Source organism: Paraburkholderia sp. SECH2, from assembly GCF_030464795.1.
Classification (GTDB): Bacteria; Pseudomonadota; Gammaproteobacteria; order Burkholderiales; family Burkholderiaceae; genus Paraburkholderia; species Paraburkholderia aspalathi.
The window spans coordinates 13,300-29,599 of sequence record NZ_JALPRH010000008.1 but is presented as its reverse complement, the minus strand read 5'-3'; the positions used below and the strand labels follow the sequence as shown (position 1 = coordinate 29,599).

Here is a 16,300-nt window from a genome sequence, read left to right as displayed (position 1 = left end):
CGACGTGCGTGCCGCTCTTGGCTACGTTCGACGGGAACGACAGCATGCCGCTGATCGCGCCGTACCCTTCGGTCCACAGGAACTGCTGAACGATAGTTCCACGAAGGATAGTCATCATGCCGTTGGCTGCGCCGTAGCACAGCGCGAAAAGTCACAACAGGGCGGCCGACTTGCCGGCGCGAAGATGAGGATGACCGTTGATACGGAGAAAAGCGTGACCACGACGAATCCGACCTTCGTGATGGTGATCTTGCGATCGAACATGAACCAGACAGCCCGCGCGATGACCTGTGTGGGTCCGATCAGCGCCATTATGATGACGAGGACCGTGTTTGCGACACCACGCTCGGCCATCAGCGGAACGAGATGGGAGGTGAGCGCAGTGAACGTCGCATAGTACGTCGAAAAGCAGACGGCCAGTGCCCAGAAGGTGGGCGTGCGAAGTGCGCGAAACACGTATCGAAATCGTGACCATTTGACTGCACAGCGGCGTTCGGGGGCGCTACGCTAGTGTTACTCCCCGCGCGCACAGCGCATCGACCGAAGCCTGAGGCCTTTGCTCGTCCACTCTTAGCTTTACCAAACGGGCTCTGCACGCGGCGTCTGGCGCCGCCCAGCGTGCTTGGGGCGGAAATGTTTACGGAATTCCGCAACAGAACCGTTTTGATCGACCCGCACGCGAGTTGACCGATGCAAAAGACCCCGCTCGAGAGGCGGGGTTTTTTATTTGCGCACCAGCATCAATGAGACGGAAAGAAGTGTGTGCTCCGCGCGCTCAGTCGGGAAACGCCGCCGACAAAGTCAAAAAATCACCGCCTAAGGTGCTCCAACGCATCTCTCATCGGCGAACTGGAAACGACAATCGGCCCGGAAAACGGCGTATCCAGATCGACGATCACGTAGATAGCGGAAGCAATAGAAACTGCCCCAAGCGAGATCGTGACCAAAGCCAACGCATTGCGCGGCGCGATCAATCCGAAGCTAAGAAAAATCACGCACAACCAGAACGTCAGCGTCATCAAAAAAGGCATAGAAATCGAGCTGTGCGCTTCCTCGATGATTTTCCAACGGGCATCCACCGTTCGCCGATATTGCGTCAAGGCATCATTGAGCGCGCGCTGTTGCAACGGGTCGTGCGCTCGCAGTTGCCGCAACTGCCTTCCCACCGAGGTCAGCATGTCGCCGAGCCTCACGTTCTCCAGCTTCTGCGAGTTGTCCTGTGTGCCGATGTTCCTCGGATAGTCACCGGATGGAGCCGTCTCGCCCGGCCATGTCGATGCAATCGCCGCTGCGGTGTACACCCGCAGCAGGTTGCGGGCCTCATCGGTATCGCTGCCGTATTCCCGCAAGGTGGTGTCGAACTCGATCAGGTCGGCCGCATAGGTGCGCAAATCATTCGATTCGGTATCGAAACTGGATTTCGCGGACGCCGTCATCAACCCGAGCACCAAAGCGGCAAACGTCACCAGCATGCCGATAACCAGCTGGATGAGTTGCACGGTTTCGTGAGCCTTGTGCTCTTCTGGCAGCAACGGTCGCACCCAGACGCCTAGGCCGGTTCCGACAAGCAATAAAGCGAAAACCAGCAGGGCCGAGCCTATTTCTGACATAGAAATGCTCCGGAGACGCGTGCCTCGTCACTTTCTACCAACCACTGCCTGCCGACCACCCGGGTAGTCCCGCAAATGCCCCTGCCCAAACAGCGGCCCACTTCCGCTCGTATGTTGATGTATCGCAACTGTATGCGCCATCAACCATAAAGTTTTTTGTAATCCCGCCGTAGACCATCTATGTGGCATTCGCTTAAATTTTGATCAAAGGTTGCGGACCTTGCCGTATGGGCTTGGGCGCAGCACGCGTGGCCGAGGGGAGTTTTCTGAACATTCGGTCAGGCAGCCCAATGGAGACCAGCCCGATGTTGAAAAATTTGTCGATTCGAACCTGCCTTACCCTGATGATCGTGTTCTTCGGCCTGGTGCTGCTGTTCGGCGCCGCCGCCGGACTGCTGTCGTTGCGTTCGAGCAACGCGTCGCTGCAGCAGATGTACACCGTAGACACGCCCGCAGTCGCGGACCTCGAAGGCAGCGCTGGACAACTGCTGCGCCTGCGTCTGGCGCTGGCGACATACGCATCGTTGGTCGATCTGAACGATCAGGACGGCGCGAACGCGGTGCTCAAGCGCTTTGATCAGTATCAGAAAGCATCGAATGATCGCCTTGCCCATTATGTGAGCCGCGCGAGCACGGATGCCGACGAACAGCGCCTGATCAAGGACATGCAGGACAAGCGCGATACCTTCCTGCACGACGGTGTCGAGCCGGCGCTGGCCGCGCTCAAGGCGGGTGACAAAAACGCATTCGAGCAGTTGCAGGCGCACAAGCTGCCGTCGCTCTATAGCGCGTACGAGAAGGCGATGCTCACGCTCGAGCAATTGCAAATCGATCACGGTGCGCAGCGTTATCAGGACGCACAGGATCTGTTCTACGCAATCTGCATTGCGGTGGCGGTCGGCATGGGGTTGTCGCTGCTGGGTGCATTGATCGGGCGGGCGGTGATGGTGCGGGCGATTGTTAGCCCGGTCGACGCGACCATCGCGCAGTTCCAGCGGATTGCCAATGGCGATCTGACCAGCCAGATCGACGTGACGAGCAATAACGAAATGGGCCGTCTCGCCGCGGCGTTGCGCAAGATGCAGGAGTCGCTGATCGAGACGGTGAATGCCGTGCGTCACGGCACGGAATCGATCGATACGGGCGTGAGCGAGATTGCCGCGGGCAATACCGACCTGTCGCAGCGTACCGAAGAGCAGGCCGCATCGCTCGAAGAAACGGCTGCGAGCATCGAAGAGCTGACCTCGACGGTCAAGCAGACTGCAGACAATGCAAAGCAGGCGAGCTCGCTGGCGCAGGGTGCGTCGAGCCTGGCTGCGCAGGGTGGCGATCTGACGGAGCAGGTGGTGGGCACGATGCATGGCATCGTCGACGACTCGCGGCGGATTGCCGACATTGTCGGCGTGATCGAAGGCATTGCTTTCCAGACCAATATTCTCGCGTTGAACGCGGCGGTCGAGGCGGCGCGCGCGGGCGAACAAGGACGTGGGTTTGCGGTGGTGGCGAGCGAAGTGCGGTCGTTGGCACAGCGAAGCGCGGCGGCGGCGAAGGAGATCAAGGGGTTGATCGATGCTTCGACGGCGCGAGTGCAGGCAGGGTCGCAGTTGGTCGAGCGCTCAGGGTCGACGATGACCGAGATCGTCAATTCGATTTCGCGCGTGAGTTCGATCATGGGTGAGATCGCGGCGGCTGCGCTTGAGCAGAGCACCGGGATCGATCAGGTGAACCTGGCTGTTGCGCAGATGGATGAGGTGACGCAGCAGAATGCCGCGCTGGTTGAGCAGGCTGCTGCGGCTGCTAGCTCGCTGGAGGATCAGGCTCGCAGGTTGACTTCGGCGGTGGCTGTGTTTCAGACGGGGAGCGGGGATACTTCTCTTGCTGGTCGGCGAGGTGGGGCTGCGGCTGCGCCGCGGAAGGTTAACGCAGGTGAGTTTGTAGCGGCTTGATAGGGCAGACCGCGTAGCGTGCCGAAGGGTGATCGAGCGCTTGCGTGCGCCGGATGAAAATCAGTACAGGGTACGCGCCAGGTCAAATGTAAAGATTAGTTATAATTCGCGCGTTTAGCCTGTTTGGTTGATCGTCTTAAAAAATAGGTGCGTTAGATTGTTCCTGCCGTTAGACAAAACGGCGCGGGTTTGACAGCCCGCAGCGAAGTACGGCACTGCCCGCGAAAGTGGGTAGTGCTCACCTACGCGCGCCGCGTTCAATGGGCGGGTCGTGGTGAGGGAGCCGAGAGGCTCGCCGGTTTCGTATTTCGCCCGGTCTGTCAACCTTGCCACGTGCCCGCTCACCCCATCTTTCAGCGAGTGTCGGGCGATTCAGGAACGAACCGGAAATCGCACCATGAGCAAATCTACCAAGACCCCTCAAGCACCCTCACGCGCGCCCGTTGATGCGCTCCAGTACGAGAAACTCGCGCTCTCAGCTTTCGATTTATGCAACCGGCAGTTGGATCAACTTAAGCGACTGGTTACGCTTGCGGCCTCAATACGTAGGACTCCCTGCATGACAAGAGAGGAACGGCAAAGCCAACAGGCGTTGCTGGAACTGCTTGTCGAAACTGGCGAGGGGTACGAGCGCGAGATTGAATGCGACCGTGAACTGTACCAGGTGATCGCGCTTGATGCGAAGGACGTGCCTCATAGCCGCATCACCGCCAAACGTGCCGCGAGTCTTCTGTCCGAGGCGGTGCGGAAGAAATCAGATGACAGGCTGAGCGCGAAACCCGCGGATGCCGCGCGGCCCAAGCCGGTGCGCACAAAGGTCGGGTCGCGAGCAGAAGCGGGCGCACAGGTCTCTGGCGCTGCACATTAACCGGCACTAGCGGCCACCACGCAGAAGCAACGGAAAAGGCCCCGAGCTGCGCGTAAGACATTGGGCAAGAAAATGGCCCGCTGAGTGCGGGCCTTCTGACACGTCATTCGCGGTTGAGCGCCGCGAAGGCTAAACCAAACTCGAACGATTACTGCATAGCCGCGTAATACTTAGCGACGCTATCAATCTCCGCCGAAGTCATCTGCCGGGCCACATTCCGCATCTGCTCATTGATATCGTTATGCCGGGCACCGGCAGCAAACGCCCGCATTTGCGCAGCGAGATAAATGGACGACTGTCCCCCAAGCCAGGGCGCCGCCCCCTTACGATCCAGTTGTCCATGGCAGGCCGCACAAGGCGCAATATTCCGCTGCGGATCACCCTGCATCGCAAGCTTCACAGCATTCGCATCCGGCCCAACGCCTGTAGGCAAAACCTCGGCCGCCGGCGCGCGAGAAAGCGAAGCATAGTAAGCCGCCAGATCATGCAAATCCTGATCACTGCGAGCCGCGATAATCGGCTGCATCACCGCGTTTTGCCGCACACCGTTCTGATAGTCGCGCAACTCTTTGTAGACCACGTCAGCATACTGCCCGGCCAATGCAGGCGCCGTCACCTGGACGGTGCCCAGCACGCCATGACACATCGAGCAATTCTGCGTCGCAATCGTCGCGCCGCGGCCAATCGAATTCGCATCTGCGCGCACCCATCGCAATGGCGGCAAGACCACCACCTCGCTCGGCGCCGGGCCGGCAATATTGGCGCCGCCGTACCAACTCGACGGCGCGCCCGCGGCGCTGCAAATCGTCGCCCATAAGCCGCGCTCGCTGAATCCGCTATTCGCCGATGGCAACCAGACGAAGCCGATCAGTATCGCGACCACGGCAATCGCAATCGTGCCGCCCAGGCTCACCGTGAACCACGGATTGCGCAAGCTGAAGACGCGTTCCTGACTCATCGCTGCGCTCCAACGACAACTGCCGGCACCGACGTCTGCGGCAATTTGAGCAACTGAACGATCGGCACACTGTAGTTGACGACCGTCAGCCCGATCATCAACGCCACCCACAAGCCGAAACTATTGAGCGCGGCGGGCACGTGCTCGACCGGCTGAACCGCGCTCGCGAAGCGGAAACTCTGTTGCTGTACCTCCGGTCCGAATTGCGACTTCGCGAGGATGTAGATGAACAGCACGCCGGACACCACCAGGATCAGTCCGCCCACCGCCGACATCCCTACCCAGAACGCCTGTGATTCCATCCCCGGCATGTTGTAGTCGTAGTAGGCCATGCGGCGTGGCGCACCGAGCAGACCGACGTAATGCCACGGCAGCGTCACCACCATCATGCCGATGAACCACAGCCACAGTTGCGTACGCACCAGCTTCACCGACGTAATCGCACGGCCGGTCAGTTGCGGCCACAGTTCGTACGCGATCGCGAAGTACATGATGACGATCGCCCCGCCGAAAATCAGATGAAAGTGTCCAGTCACCCACTGCGTGTTGTGCACGGTCGAGTTCAACTGATAGCTCATGTTGATCAGGCCGCCCGCACCGCCGAGCCCCAGCATCACGAACGAAAACGCGATCACCAGCATCATCGGGTTTTGCCACGGCAATGCGGTCAGCCAGCCGAATGCGCCTTTGCCGCCGCGCAGTCTGCCGGCGATTTCCACCGAAGCGCAGATGGTGAACACCGTCAGCAACGTCGGCACCGACACCATGCCGGTGAACACCGCATGCAGGAACTTGAAGCCCGAGCCTACCTGTGGATCGGCGAACAGGTGGTGAATGCCGATCGGCATCGCGAACACAAGGAACAGAATGAACGACACGCGCGCCATCGAATCGCTATAGAGCCGTCCGCCGATCGCACGCGGCACCAGCGTGTAGTACGCGATGTAAGCTGGGATCAGCCAGAAGTAGACGATTGCATGCAGCGTCCACGAGAACAGGATGCGCGAGAGGCCGGCATCGATCGTATTGGTGAGACCGAAAGCGACGGGCAAGATCTGGAACAGGATTTCGAGCGCCGCACCGATCGCGGTCCAGGCCCACAGATACGCGCCTGCGACGTTGGCGAACATCGCGAGCGGTATCGGCTTGCCGGGATTCGCGCGCTTCCAGATGCGCAGATTCACGTGCATCAGCGCGACCCAGATCCACGAGCCGACCACCACCAGTACCACACCGAGGTAGTAGAACGGACTGCCGATCATCGGCGGATAGAAGGTGTAGAGCACTGATGCCTTGCCTAGCGCGACAGGCACCATCGCCATCACCGCGCCAACTGCCAGCATGATGAATGCGGCCCAGGCCCATTTCAAACCGACAAGCCGCTGCGCGAGCGCGAGTTCGACGATCGCGTAACCGAAGCCCATCGACACCAACGTGGGCAGCACGTAAGCCATCACCGAGCCATGCGCGGTCACCGATCGATAGTAGAGCTCGGGGTCGCCGACCCACGGCAGCAGCGGGCTGCGTACCAGCATCTGCCACGCGCCGAGCAGCAGTGCGATCAGAAACGCGATGAAGGCCAGCCAGAAATGCGCGAGAACGAGTCGCTTAGCGTGAAACACAGCTGAGCCTCCGTGATTGTCGGGCTTGCTCGAAGAACGTGGCTTTGTCGATGACCTTGACGTGCGCCCACATGGTCTGGTGGCCGAAGCCGCAGAACTCGTGACACGGCATGGTGTGATCGGCGGGTTTGTCAAAGCGCGTATTCAGCGTAGCAACATAGCCGGGCACGACCATCGTGTTGATGTTGGTGTCGGTGACGAGCAGCCCGTGCACGACATCGGCGCTGGTGGTGCGTATTGTGATCGGCGTGTCGGCAGGCACCAGCAGGCATTGAGGCGTGAACGAATACTGCTGCGCGACAAAACGCACGACTACCGAGCCATCCGGCTCGACGGCGCTGCCGAGGTTGTCTTCGACGAATTCGCCCGACAGTTGCAGGCGCGAAGGATCGATCGTCTCGACTCGCGACGGCGGCATCATCGCCCAATGCAGCCCCGAGTACACAATGACGACGAGCATCAGCACGATCAGCGCCGTGGCGAAAATCGCCCAGCGGCGCTCGGCGCGTAAAGCGACTTCGTGACCGCTGCCCGGTTGGTGATTGGAATCAGTCGACATAGTCAGTGGATGACGCCGCGCGGCAGAAAGACAAGAAAGTAGAAGCCGAACCAGATCGCCATGACGATCAGCGTGGCGACGCCGGCCACGGCGATCGCGCCATGCGGGCCGGCCGCGACGACACGTTCCACTTCTTCATCCGTAGGTGGGGCCGCGCTGCGGGTATCGTTCGCTTCCATCTGGAGATTCTCCGGTGCAGCAGTTCAGGTTCAGTGCAGCGGTGCTTTGCGCAATTCGTTGACCTCGCGCGACGTCACCGGCTGGCCGTGGTTGCCCCACGCAGTGCGGATATAGGTGACGACGGCGGCGGCGTCGGTATCGTTCAACTCCTGACCGAACGGAGGCATGCCGTACGGTTCGGGATTGCGCGCCGTGCCGGGCGGGAAACCGCCGTTGAGCACGATGCGGATCGGGTTCACGGCGGAGTCCATTTCAATCGACTGGTTACGTGCGAGCGGCGGATAGTGCTGCAACTGACCCTCGCCGTTCGCGCCGTGACACAGGGCGCATTTGTCGGCGTAGATCTTTTCGCCGAGCGCAAACACGTTGGTATTGGTCGGTGCGGACGGGCCCGACTTGCGGCCGCGATTGTCCGGTAAGGTCTTGAGATAGACGGCCATCGCCTTGACGTCATCTTCCGTCATGTACTGAAGGCTGTGATAGGTGACTTCGGCCATCGGTCCGTACACAGCGCCGCGATCGGAAATGCCCGCTTGCAGCAGATCGACGATGTCCTTGATGCTCCAGTCGCCGAGACCGCCGTCTTTGTCGGATGTGAGCGAGGGCGCGTACCAGTTCTGCACCGGAATCAGACCGCCCGCGAACTGCTCGCTTTGCGACGAACCGCCGAGCATGTTGATCTTGGTGTGGCACATCGTGCAGTGCCCGAGTCCATCGACGAGATAAGCGCCGCGATTCCATTCGACCGATTTGGTCGGGTCGGGCTGGAACTCGCCTTCACGGAAATACAACGTGCGCCAGCCATATAGCAGCTTGCGCTGGTTGAACGGGAAGCGCAGCGTGTGCTTGTGATTCGGCTCGCGTACTGGCGCCACGGATTTCAGGTACGCGAAGATCGCGTTCGAGTCTTCACGTGTGACCTTGGTGTACTGGGCGATCGGCATCGCAGGGTAGAGCAGGGTGCCGTCCGGCGTGCGGCCGGTGCGCATCATCTTGAAGAACGCGTCCTCGCTCCATGTGCCGATGCCGTACTGCGCGTCCGGTGTGATGTTCGGCGAATACAGCGTGCCGAACGGCGTATCCATGGCGAGGCCGCCGGCGAATAGCTTGCCGCGAGGCGCGGTATGGCAGGCGACGCAGTCGCCGGCGCGCGCCAGATACTCGCCGCGTTTGACGATGTCGGGACGGGTGTCGGCTTTGTCGCCAGTGGTAGTTGCGGTAGTTGCGGTAGTTGCGGTTGTGGCGGCAGGCACGGCTTCAGCCGCGCTCGCTTCAGCGATCAACAGCGCTCGCGGTGCGCTGAAAAGCGCGGCGCCGCCGGCGACGATCAAGGCGGCAACCAGCAAGCTGAATACAGCGTTGCGACGGCGCTTCGTCATAGCATGTGCAACAGGGCGGATCGAGCGGAGGGTCGGCTTCATTGCGGTTGGCTCCCGCATGCAAGCGGCAGCCGCTCAGCGGACGCCGGCGCGGGCCGTGGATCGGCAGGGCGCGGCTGGCGCGCGAGCCAACTCGATACCGCGGTGATGTCCTTGTCGGTCAGCTTGACGGCGATCGAATGCATGCAGTCCGGCGCAAGCGCGTGACGTGTGCCCGAGCGCCACGTACCCATCTGCCCGGCGATGTAGCTCGCATGCAGGCCGAGCAGGCCCGGGATGCCAGGCTGCGTGCCCGTCATGCGTGCTCCATGACACGCGATGCACGCCGGGATCTTGCGTGCAGGGTCGCCTTGGGTGACGAGTCGTTGTCCGGCTGCGAGCACGGCCGGTGCCACGTCGGTGTGATCGGCATTCGGATAGGGCGGTTGCAGGTCCGCGAAGTACTGGCTGATCTTGCGCAAATAGTCGTCGGGAAGGAAGGCGAGCAGATAACCCATTGGCGGATAAGTGCGACCGCCGTCACGAAACGCGCTCAGCTGATTGAACAGATAGTCGGCCGGTTTGCCGGCGATACGCGGGAAGTAATCGTTGTTCAGGCCCTGGCCTTGCACGCCATGACACGAGGTGCAGGCGCGCACGCGCTCGTCCATGGCCGAGGGCATCGCGGCTGACGCGTCTGTGGCTGCGAACGCCGCACCACGCCACATGACGTAAAGCACCACCAGAATCGAAAATCCGATAGATCTACGATGCACGCCAGGCCTCGTCGGGGAACGGTTATTTTCGCTATTTATTTCTCATGCATTCGCTCGTGAATTCACTCATCGAAATCGATGAACGATGCATGACAAGCCTGCCAATTCTTTTTCATCACGACTGCATGAACAGCAAATCGAAACGGACTTATTAAGGAGGCACAGTATTGAAGCGATGCGGCAATGCAACTTCTTTATGAAGCAACGATCTGCCTGAGTGCGCCAATGGGTGGCGGCTTTCGGGCTGCATTAATAACGCTTGATGCGTCTCGCAGACGTGTAGCAGGTTGCAGGAATTTATCCGATGCGTCAATAAAATTTGCTGGACCAATCGGTGATGTATTTGATCAGCATAGGCGTCGATTAGAGCGCCTTCAATATTTATTCTTTGTTTGGTTCGAGTGCGGACTGCATCGCCGAATGCGATTGATGCACTGCGTTTCCGTCGTGTTCTCTGAGTCGCAGCGCGTGCATCGACGTGGAGCGCGTCAACTGAAGAGATGCATCAACGCCGTGCGTGCATTACTGACGCGTTCGCTTTCGCCGATTCGCCCCGGCAACAGATGAAACTCGACAGCGGGCAGTGCGGGCAACCCGACGCTCGGTGGACAGGCCACCAGGCCCCCGCCGATCGACGATTCGTTCAGGCAGGAAATGCCTAGCCCGGCCTTCAGCGCCAGTTGCAAGCCAGCCACCCCGGAGGCCGAATGCGACACCAGATACGGCACCTTGTGCTCATCGAGGAGTTTCACGACAAAGCGCTGCAACTGACAACTCGACGGTAGCAATACCAACGAATAAGGCGTGGCCGGCCGCGGACTGGCATCGGCCGCGCAGACCCATAGCAGTTTCTCGCGCCGCACCACGGTGCTTTGCGCGCTGCCGCGGCGGTTGGTGGCGCGTGTGCTCCCGGTGACGAGCCGCAACGAGAGGCCAATGTCGTATGACGCATCGTCGCCGGCGCTGCTATCGATCACCGCGCTTGGCTGCACGGTGACGTGCAGTTTCAAGCGCGGATGCTGTTCCGAGAACGTCTTGAGAATGCGCGCGATGTCGAGCGGACGGTAGTAGTCCGTGATGGCGATGCGCAGTTCGCCGTCGAGCGAGCGGCCTTGCAGGTCCTCGAACGCGGCCTCGCTCATGGCGATGATGCGGCGCGCGTGATCGAGCAGGCGGCTGCCGGCCGGCGTGGCGGTCACACCCTGCTTGCTGCGCACGAAGAGCGGCTGGCCGGCGCGTTCCTCGAGTTTCTTCAACTGCTCGCTCACCGATGACTGCGACAGGAACACGCGCTCCGCGCCTGCCGAGACGCTGCCCGATTCGGCGACGGCGACGAAGGTGCGCAGTTGAGTCAGGTCAAATCCGCGTTGACTCATGATTCGGTATATCCGATGGAAGTCATCTGATTTTCCGGCTTTTCCGATGGTTTGCCCAGCCGTAGGATACCTCCAATTCATTCATTGCAGAGGCTGTCATGGGAAACGATTCGATTGCCGCCGTGCGGGTACCAGGCGCGCGTACGGCGAGCCATCGGTGGAAAGTGCTGGGAGTGGGCTTTGCGGCGAACGCGAGTTTCTCGGCTGCTTTTTCAGGGATCCCGACTACGGCCGTGTTTTTGCGTTCGGGTTATCACCTCGGCAATGACGGGCTCGGACTGGTGCTCGGCATGCTCGGTTTGGGCATTGCGGTTAGCGAGTTGCCGTGGGGTTTGTTGACCGACCGTTGGGGCGACCGCCGCGTGCTGTTGCTCGGACTTCTTTCGACTGCCGCGGCGCTAGCCGGGCTCGCATTGTTCGTGGTTCCGTCCGGCGCGCATGTGCCGGGCGTGGCGACGCTCGCGCTCGGTCTGCTGCTTGTCGGCCTGCTCGGCGGCAGCGTCAACGGGTCGAGTGGCCGTGCGGTGATGGCCTGGTTTCGCGAAGGTGAGCGCGGCCTCGCGATGAGCATTCGGCAGACCGCGGTGCCGGCCGGCGGAGGCCTGGGTGCGCTGATCTTGCCGGCGCTCGCCTCGAAGTTCGGCTTCGCCAGCGCGTACTCCGTGCTGGCCCTTGCGTGTGCGATTACTGCGGCGTTTGCATGGCGGTGGCTGCACGAGCCTTCGCACGTTGAAGGGAACGGTGTGGGTGCGGCTCGCAACGCTGCGGTTACCGGTGCAGGTGCGGCGCCCGCGAAGGTCTCGCCGTTACGCGACATCGGCATCTGGCGTGTGGCGCTCGGCGCCGGCACGTTGTGTGTGCCGCAGATTGCCATCGTGACATTCGGGACCGTCTTCCTTCACGACTTCGGCCGCGCCGGTGTGCTGGCGATCAGTTTGACGATGGCAGCCGTGCAAACGGGCGCTGCGATTGCGCGGGTCTGGAGCGGTGCGTGGACCGACCGGCGCGGCAATCGACGCGCTTACATGCGCGCCTGCAGCGTGCTGACCGCGGTGCTGTTCGCCTCGCTTGCGCTGGTGACGAGCCTGGCCGGCATGCACCATACGGCCATGACGGCTGTGGTCGCACTGATGATCGTGCTGGGCGGCATAAGCGCATCTGCCTGGCACGGCGTTGCCTTCACGGAACTCGCGACCCTCGCGGGGACGAGCCGTGCAGGCACCGCACTCGCGATCGGCAATACCTGTATCTTTCTCACGCTGTTCCTGACGCCGCTCGCGATTCCGGTGTTGTTGTCGGTGGGTTCGTGGCCGATGGTGTGGGCGGTAGCCAGTCTGTGCGCATTGATCGCGCTGCCGGTATTTCCACGCGTGGCTCGCGTTAGCAAGCTGACGGCGGCACGCGCTTGTGATGCCACGTGATGGAGTAATAGCGACCGGTGGCGTTATGTTGCCGGTCAAATTCGTTATTTTTCATGCGACGAGAGCGGCGGTGCGCTCTCGTCGCTATGTTGCTTTTCAGAAGAAAAAATAGCGACGAAAAAACTCTCGCATATTCGATTTGCATAATTGCGCATTCCTGCTTTGATAGTTTCGCAATGGGCTATCAAATTGTCAGCGGGTTTCAGAGTGCTCCGATTTTCTCCGGTTTGTAGCAGTGGTTTTATGGCCGCCCTTGGTGCGGTGTCCTACGCCACTGGGCCATTAGAGCGCGCATGAAGCGGACGGTATTTCCCTATACGTTTGCTGAGTATGCCTACAACAGCAGAGACAAATCATGACGAAACTTCGAGTCATTCTTGCGGACGATCATCCATTCGTTCTGCTTGGCGTTCGGGCCGCGCTGGAAATGCACGCCGGTGTCACCATTGTCGGCGAAGCGACTACTCCCACTTCATTGATCACGCTGTTGGAGAGCACGCTATGCGATGTGCTCGTTACCGATCTGACGATGCCTGAGGTATCCGGCACGGTCGAAGATGGGTTGGACCTTGTCAGGCGAATCCGATCCTTATGGCCGTCGTTGCGCATCGTTGTGATGACGGCTCTGACGAACACTGCGATTCTGCGCGCCATCGTGTCAGATGGTGTAGTCAGCGTGCTCAGCAAAATGGAAACGTTGGACGAGCTTTGGCAAGCGATGGAGACGAGCAGGAAGGGTGACATGTACGTCGGCCGCTCCATCATTCAGGCGCTTGCTTTGCCTCGGGACGACGCGAGCGAACTGCCTCCTGTATCGCGATTGTCCTTCAGACAGGCAGAAGTTATAAGAATGTTCGTGCGTGGCCAATCGATCTCCGAGATCGCCGCGACGCTCGGATGCCATCGTCGCACTATCAGTCGTCAGAAACGCGAAGCAATGGCTAAACTCGGCGTTGCCAACGATCCCGGTCTCTTTGCTTATATTCGTGCGCATGGCGTTTGATGGAGTTAAATCGTATATCTAATCAATTTTCAGAGTGCGGTCATTGCTCATTTAAGAGCGATCTTATGTCTATCGGCCAGGATTTGATTAATGATCGCGGCACGGCCAGTTGCTCCGGAGAGAGCGGCAGGGAATTCAGGTACGGGGGAGAAAAAGACGATGAGCGATAACGTTGAACCAAGTACACCTGTGCGTACCATCATCGCGGACGATCATCCACTGGTTCTGTTAGCGATCGAGAATCTGATGATGGGCTATCCGGATATGCAAGTCGTCGGTCGTGCTGCCGACGCCACGGAACTGTTCAGAGAAGTTGATCGTGTTCCATGCGACCTCGTTTTCATGGACTTGTACATGTCAGGGGGCCTCTACGGCGACGGATTGGAGGCCGTCAGGCAGTTCAAGATGCGTTATCCCCAAGTCGCACTCGTAGTACTCACGATGGAAACCGAAGCGGCCGCGTTGAGAAAGGTCATTGCGCTCGGTGTCGATGGGCTGATCAGCAAGCGCGACCGGATCGATCTGATTCACGTGGCAGCCATCACGGCGCTGGCTCGGGAGTGCTACCTCGGGCCGGCGGTGCGATCGCTGATTGCCGATGCAACAGTCGCGCAGCGGCTCGATTTTGTCCGTCAAATGTTGTCGCGCCGCGAACTGGAGGTGTTCAGGCAGTACGCCTCCGGCCTTGGCGTAACGGAGATCGCCGCGCGCTTCGGGCGCAGTGTCAAGACCATCAGCGCTCAGAAATGTACCGCGATGCGCAAGCTCGATCTGCATAGCGACGCGGAGTTGTTCCGCTTCGCCGTCGAGCACGGTGTGATCTCTGAAGATTGTCTGCAGAACCGGCACTAAGCCGACGAGATGTCATGCCGGTCTGGTGGCATGGCGAACAGAAGATGTACTTGGCACATCCCGGGGAGGCACGTTGCGTGCAGGGAGTGCCAGTCGATAAGACAAGAAAAAATGACACAAAGAATCCGCGTCATCGTGGCCGACGATCACGATTGCGTTCGTGTTGGTGTGATGCGTCTGCTTCAAGCGGCGCCCCACATCGAGATAGTCGGTGAGGCGCCCGATACCGAAACGCTGGCCGAATTGCTCGACGCCCATGCGTGCGACGTCGTCGTATCGGATATCGGCATGCCGGGCATCCACGGTGCCAACAATGCCGTCTCGTTTCTCCGCCGTCTGTTGCGGGGGCGGCCGCGCCCCTGCGTCGTCGTACTGACGATGATCTGCCATGTGCACATGCTTTCAGGATTGTTGCACCTCGGCGTGGCCGGAATCGTCGATAAGCGCGATACCGCCGCGGCGTTGATCGAAGCGATCGAGGCAGCGGTTGGCGGCCGTGTTTATCTATCGGACCAGGCGCGCATTGCGATGGACGCATGCGATGCGCCGCCACAGCCGCGCGCGGGTGTGCTGAGCGCGCGTGAGTGGGAGGTCTTCCAGCTTTATGTGCAAGGTTTGGCGGTCCACGAAATTGCAGCGCGACTGCAGCGCAGCGGCAAGACCATCAGCACGCAGAAGCGAAGCGCGATGCGCAAGCTCGGGCTCGAGACTGAAAACGACCTTATCGACTATGCGAGACAGATTGGGTTGACCTGATAGCTGCGTCAGAGAACTAGACTGCGACTCCTGTGATGATTCTTAGGATTTTAGGAGTCTTCTGATTGGTTGGGTGAAGTTGCCGCTTCATAGTTATGAATTAGCTGAGGCTCGACGTCCAACGCCGCCTGACGAAGGCAGTTATTTCGCCATGCTGAGCAATGCCGAGCCTGGAAAATTCAGGCAAATGTCTAGCGGCTGGAGTAGAGCACCGTCTGCCATTTGCGCAAATACTGGGAGGCGGAATGGTAGGGCTAGGCAAGCGGTTATGGGTCGAAGGAGTCGGGACGGCGTGGGTGGTGTTCATCGGCTGCGGCAGCATTGTATTGAACACCGGCGCGGTCCAGCAAGGTTACGGCGTCCTTGAAGTCTCACTCGCATTCGGTCTCGCGCTCGTCACAGCGAGCTATGCGTTCGGCGCCTACTCAGGCGCGCACTTCAATCCGGCTGTCACGATCGGCTTCACGGTCGCGCACCGTTTCCCGGTTCGGGATCTGCTGCCCTACATTGCTGCCCAGATTCTCGGGGCCATCGCAGCCGCAGCGCTGCTCGTTTACGTGGCGAGCGGACGCCCCGGCTTCGAACTGGCCGCGAGCGAATTCGCAGCGAACGGTTTTGGCGAACATTCTCCAGCCGACTATCAACTTCATTCCGCACTGGTCGTCGAGCTTGCACTGTCGTTCGCTTTCGTCTTGGTGAGTCTGATGGTGACCTGCCGGCGAAAGTTGCGACCGATCGCACCGCTGGTCGCCGGTGCGTCTCTGATGATCGTGTACATGGTGTCGATTCCCGTTACCAACGGTTCGATCAATCCCGCTCGCTCTACCGGTCAGGCGTTGTTCGTCGGCGACTGGGCACTCGACCAGCTCTGGCTGTTCTGGGCCGCGCCGTTGCTGGGCGGCGTCGCTGCAGGTGCGCTGTTTTCCTTCCTCCGGTGCAAGTCCAGCCGGCGTGCGGCGTCGCTCGTTCACGGGCAGGGCGAAGTCGCGTGAGCGTCGCCTCGTCTAATTTCATG

15 protein-coding genes and 1 pseudogene are annotated in these 16,300 nt (G+C 60.3%); 7 read left to right on the top strand and 9 right to left on the bottom strand.

Annotated features, from left to right (window positions below; genetic code table 11):
- Positions 1–16: 16 nt before the first annotated feature.
- Together M0D66_RS15815 and M0D66_RS15810 are read right to left on the bottom strand one after the other, a co-directional pair.
- A pseudogene (locus M0D66_RS15815) lies at positions 17–450 on the bottom strand (MFS transporter); the annotation flags it as partial.
- Between the two features lie 359 nt (positions 451–809).
- Positions 810–1,610: a hypothetical protein gene (locus M0D66_RS15810; protein WP_266210988.1), complete on the bottom strand. Its 801-nt coding sequence runs from the start codon at positions 1,608–1,610 to the stop codon at positions 810–812.
- A 305-nt stretch (positions 1,611–1,915) separates the two neighbouring features.
- Here M0D66_RS15810 and M0D66_RS15805 point away from each other — a divergent pair, with 305 nt between their 5' ends.
- Together M0D66_RS15805 and M0D66_RS15800 are read left to right on the top strand one after the other, a co-directional pair.
- A complete protein-coding gene (locus M0D66_RS15805) occupies positions 1,916–3,556 on the top strand; it encodes a methyl-accepting chemotaxis protein (RefSeq protein ID WP_266210987.1) in 1,641 nt (546 codons plus the stop codon).
- A gap of 397 nt (positions 3,557–3,953) precedes the next feature.
- Positions 3,954–4,424: a hypothetical protein gene (locus M0D66_RS15800; RefSeq protein WP_266210986.1), complete on the top strand. Its 471-nt coding sequence runs from the start codon at positions 3,954–3,956 to the stop codon at positions 4,422–4,424.
- A gap of 148 nt (positions 4,425–4,572) precedes the next feature.
- Here M0D66_RS15800 and M0D66_RS15795 read toward each other — a convergent pair whose 3' ends face one another.
- The 7 genes from M0D66_RS15795 to M0D66_RS15765 form a co-directional block, all read right to left on the bottom strand.
- Positions 4,573–5,382, bottom strand: coding sequence for a c-type cytochrome (locus tag M0D66_RS15795; RefSeq protein WP_093643618.1), 810 nt, complete (start codon positions 5,380–5,382; stop codon positions 4,573–4,575).
- Positions 5,379–7,004 carry a b(o/a)3-type cytochrome-c oxidase subunit 1 gene (locus tag M0D66_RS15790; RefSeq protein ID WP_266210985.1) on the bottom strand — a complete coding sequence of 542 codons (1,626 nt, stop codon included), beginning with the start codon at positions 7,002–7,004 and terminating at the stop codon, positions 5,379–5,381. Before M0D66_RS15790 ends, M0D66_RS15795 begins: the two co-directional genes overlap by 4 nt.
- On the bottom strand, positions 6,991–7,563 hold the full coding sequence (locus tag M0D66_RS15785) for a cytochrome c oxidase subunit II (protein WP_054037650.1): 573 nt from the start codon (positions 7,561–7,563) through the stop codon (positions 6,991–6,993). Before M0D66_RS15785 ends, M0D66_RS15790 begins: the two co-directional genes overlap by 14 nt.
- 2 nt (positions 7,564–7,565) lie before the next feature.
- A complete protein-coding gene (locus tag M0D66_RS15780) occupies positions 7,566–7,742 on the bottom strand; it encodes a hypothetical protein (protein ID WP_167378501.1) in 177 nt (58 codons plus the stop codon).
- A gap of 30 nt (positions 7,743–7,772) precedes the next feature.
- Positions 7,773–9,164 (bottom strand): cytochrome c, encoded by a 1,392-nt coding sequence (locus M0D66_RS15775; RefSeq protein ID WP_266210984.1) that lies wholly within the window; start codon positions 9,162–9,164, stop codon positions 7,773–7,775.
- On the bottom strand, positions 9,161–9,877 hold the full coding sequence (locus tag M0D66_RS15770; RefSeq protein ID WP_211702902.1) for a c-type cytochrome: 717 nt from the start codon (positions 9,875–9,877) through the stop codon (positions 9,161–9,163). Before M0D66_RS15770 ends, M0D66_RS15775 begins: the two co-directional genes overlap by 4 nt.
- A gap of 488 nt (positions 9,878–10,365) precedes the next feature.
- On the bottom strand, positions 10,366–11,253 hold the full coding sequence (locus tag M0D66_RS15765) for a LysR family transcriptional regulator (protein ID WP_266210983.1): 888 nt from the start codon (positions 11,251–11,253) through the stop codon (positions 10,366–10,368).
- A 98-nt stretch (positions 11,254–11,351) separates the two neighbouring features.
- On the opposite strand from M0D66_RS15765, the gene M0D66_RS15760 reads away from it, so the two are divergent.
- The 5 genes from M0D66_RS15760 to aqpZ all read left to right on the top strand — a co-directional run bounded on the left by M0D66_RS15760 (position 11,352) and on the right by aqpZ (position 16,277).
- Positions 11,352–12,674 (top strand): MFS transporter, encoded by a 1,323-nt coding sequence (locus tag M0D66_RS15760; RefSeq protein ID WP_266210982.1) that lies wholly within the window; start codon positions 11,352–11,354, stop codon positions 12,672–12,674.
- A 355-nt stretch (positions 12,675–13,029) separates the two neighbouring features.
- On the top strand, positions 13,030–13,677 hold the full coding sequence (locus M0D66_RS15755; RefSeq protein WP_200653940.1) for a response regulator transcription factor: 648 nt from the start codon (positions 13,030–13,032) through the stop codon (positions 13,675–13,677).
- Between the two features lie 159 nt (positions 13,678–13,836).
- Positions 13,837–14,529, top strand: a complete 693-nt coding sequence (locus tag M0D66_RS15750; protein WP_266210981.1) for a response regulator transcription factor — start codon at positions 13,837–13,839, stop codon at positions 14,527–14,529.
- 111 nt (positions 14,530–14,640) lie between these two features.
- Positions 14,641–15,285: a response regulator transcription factor gene (locus M0D66_RS15745; protein WP_266210980.1), complete on the top strand. Its 645-nt coding sequence runs from the start codon at positions 14,641–14,643 to the stop codon at positions 15,283–15,285.
- 245 nt (positions 15,286–15,530) lie between these two features.
- On the top strand, positions 15,531–16,277 hold the full coding sequence (aqpZ, locus tag M0D66_RS15740; RefSeq protein WP_266210979.1) for an aquaporin Z: 747 nt from the start codon (positions 15,531–15,533) through the stop codon (positions 16,275–16,277).
- Positions 16,278–16,300: the final 23 nt, after the last annotated feature.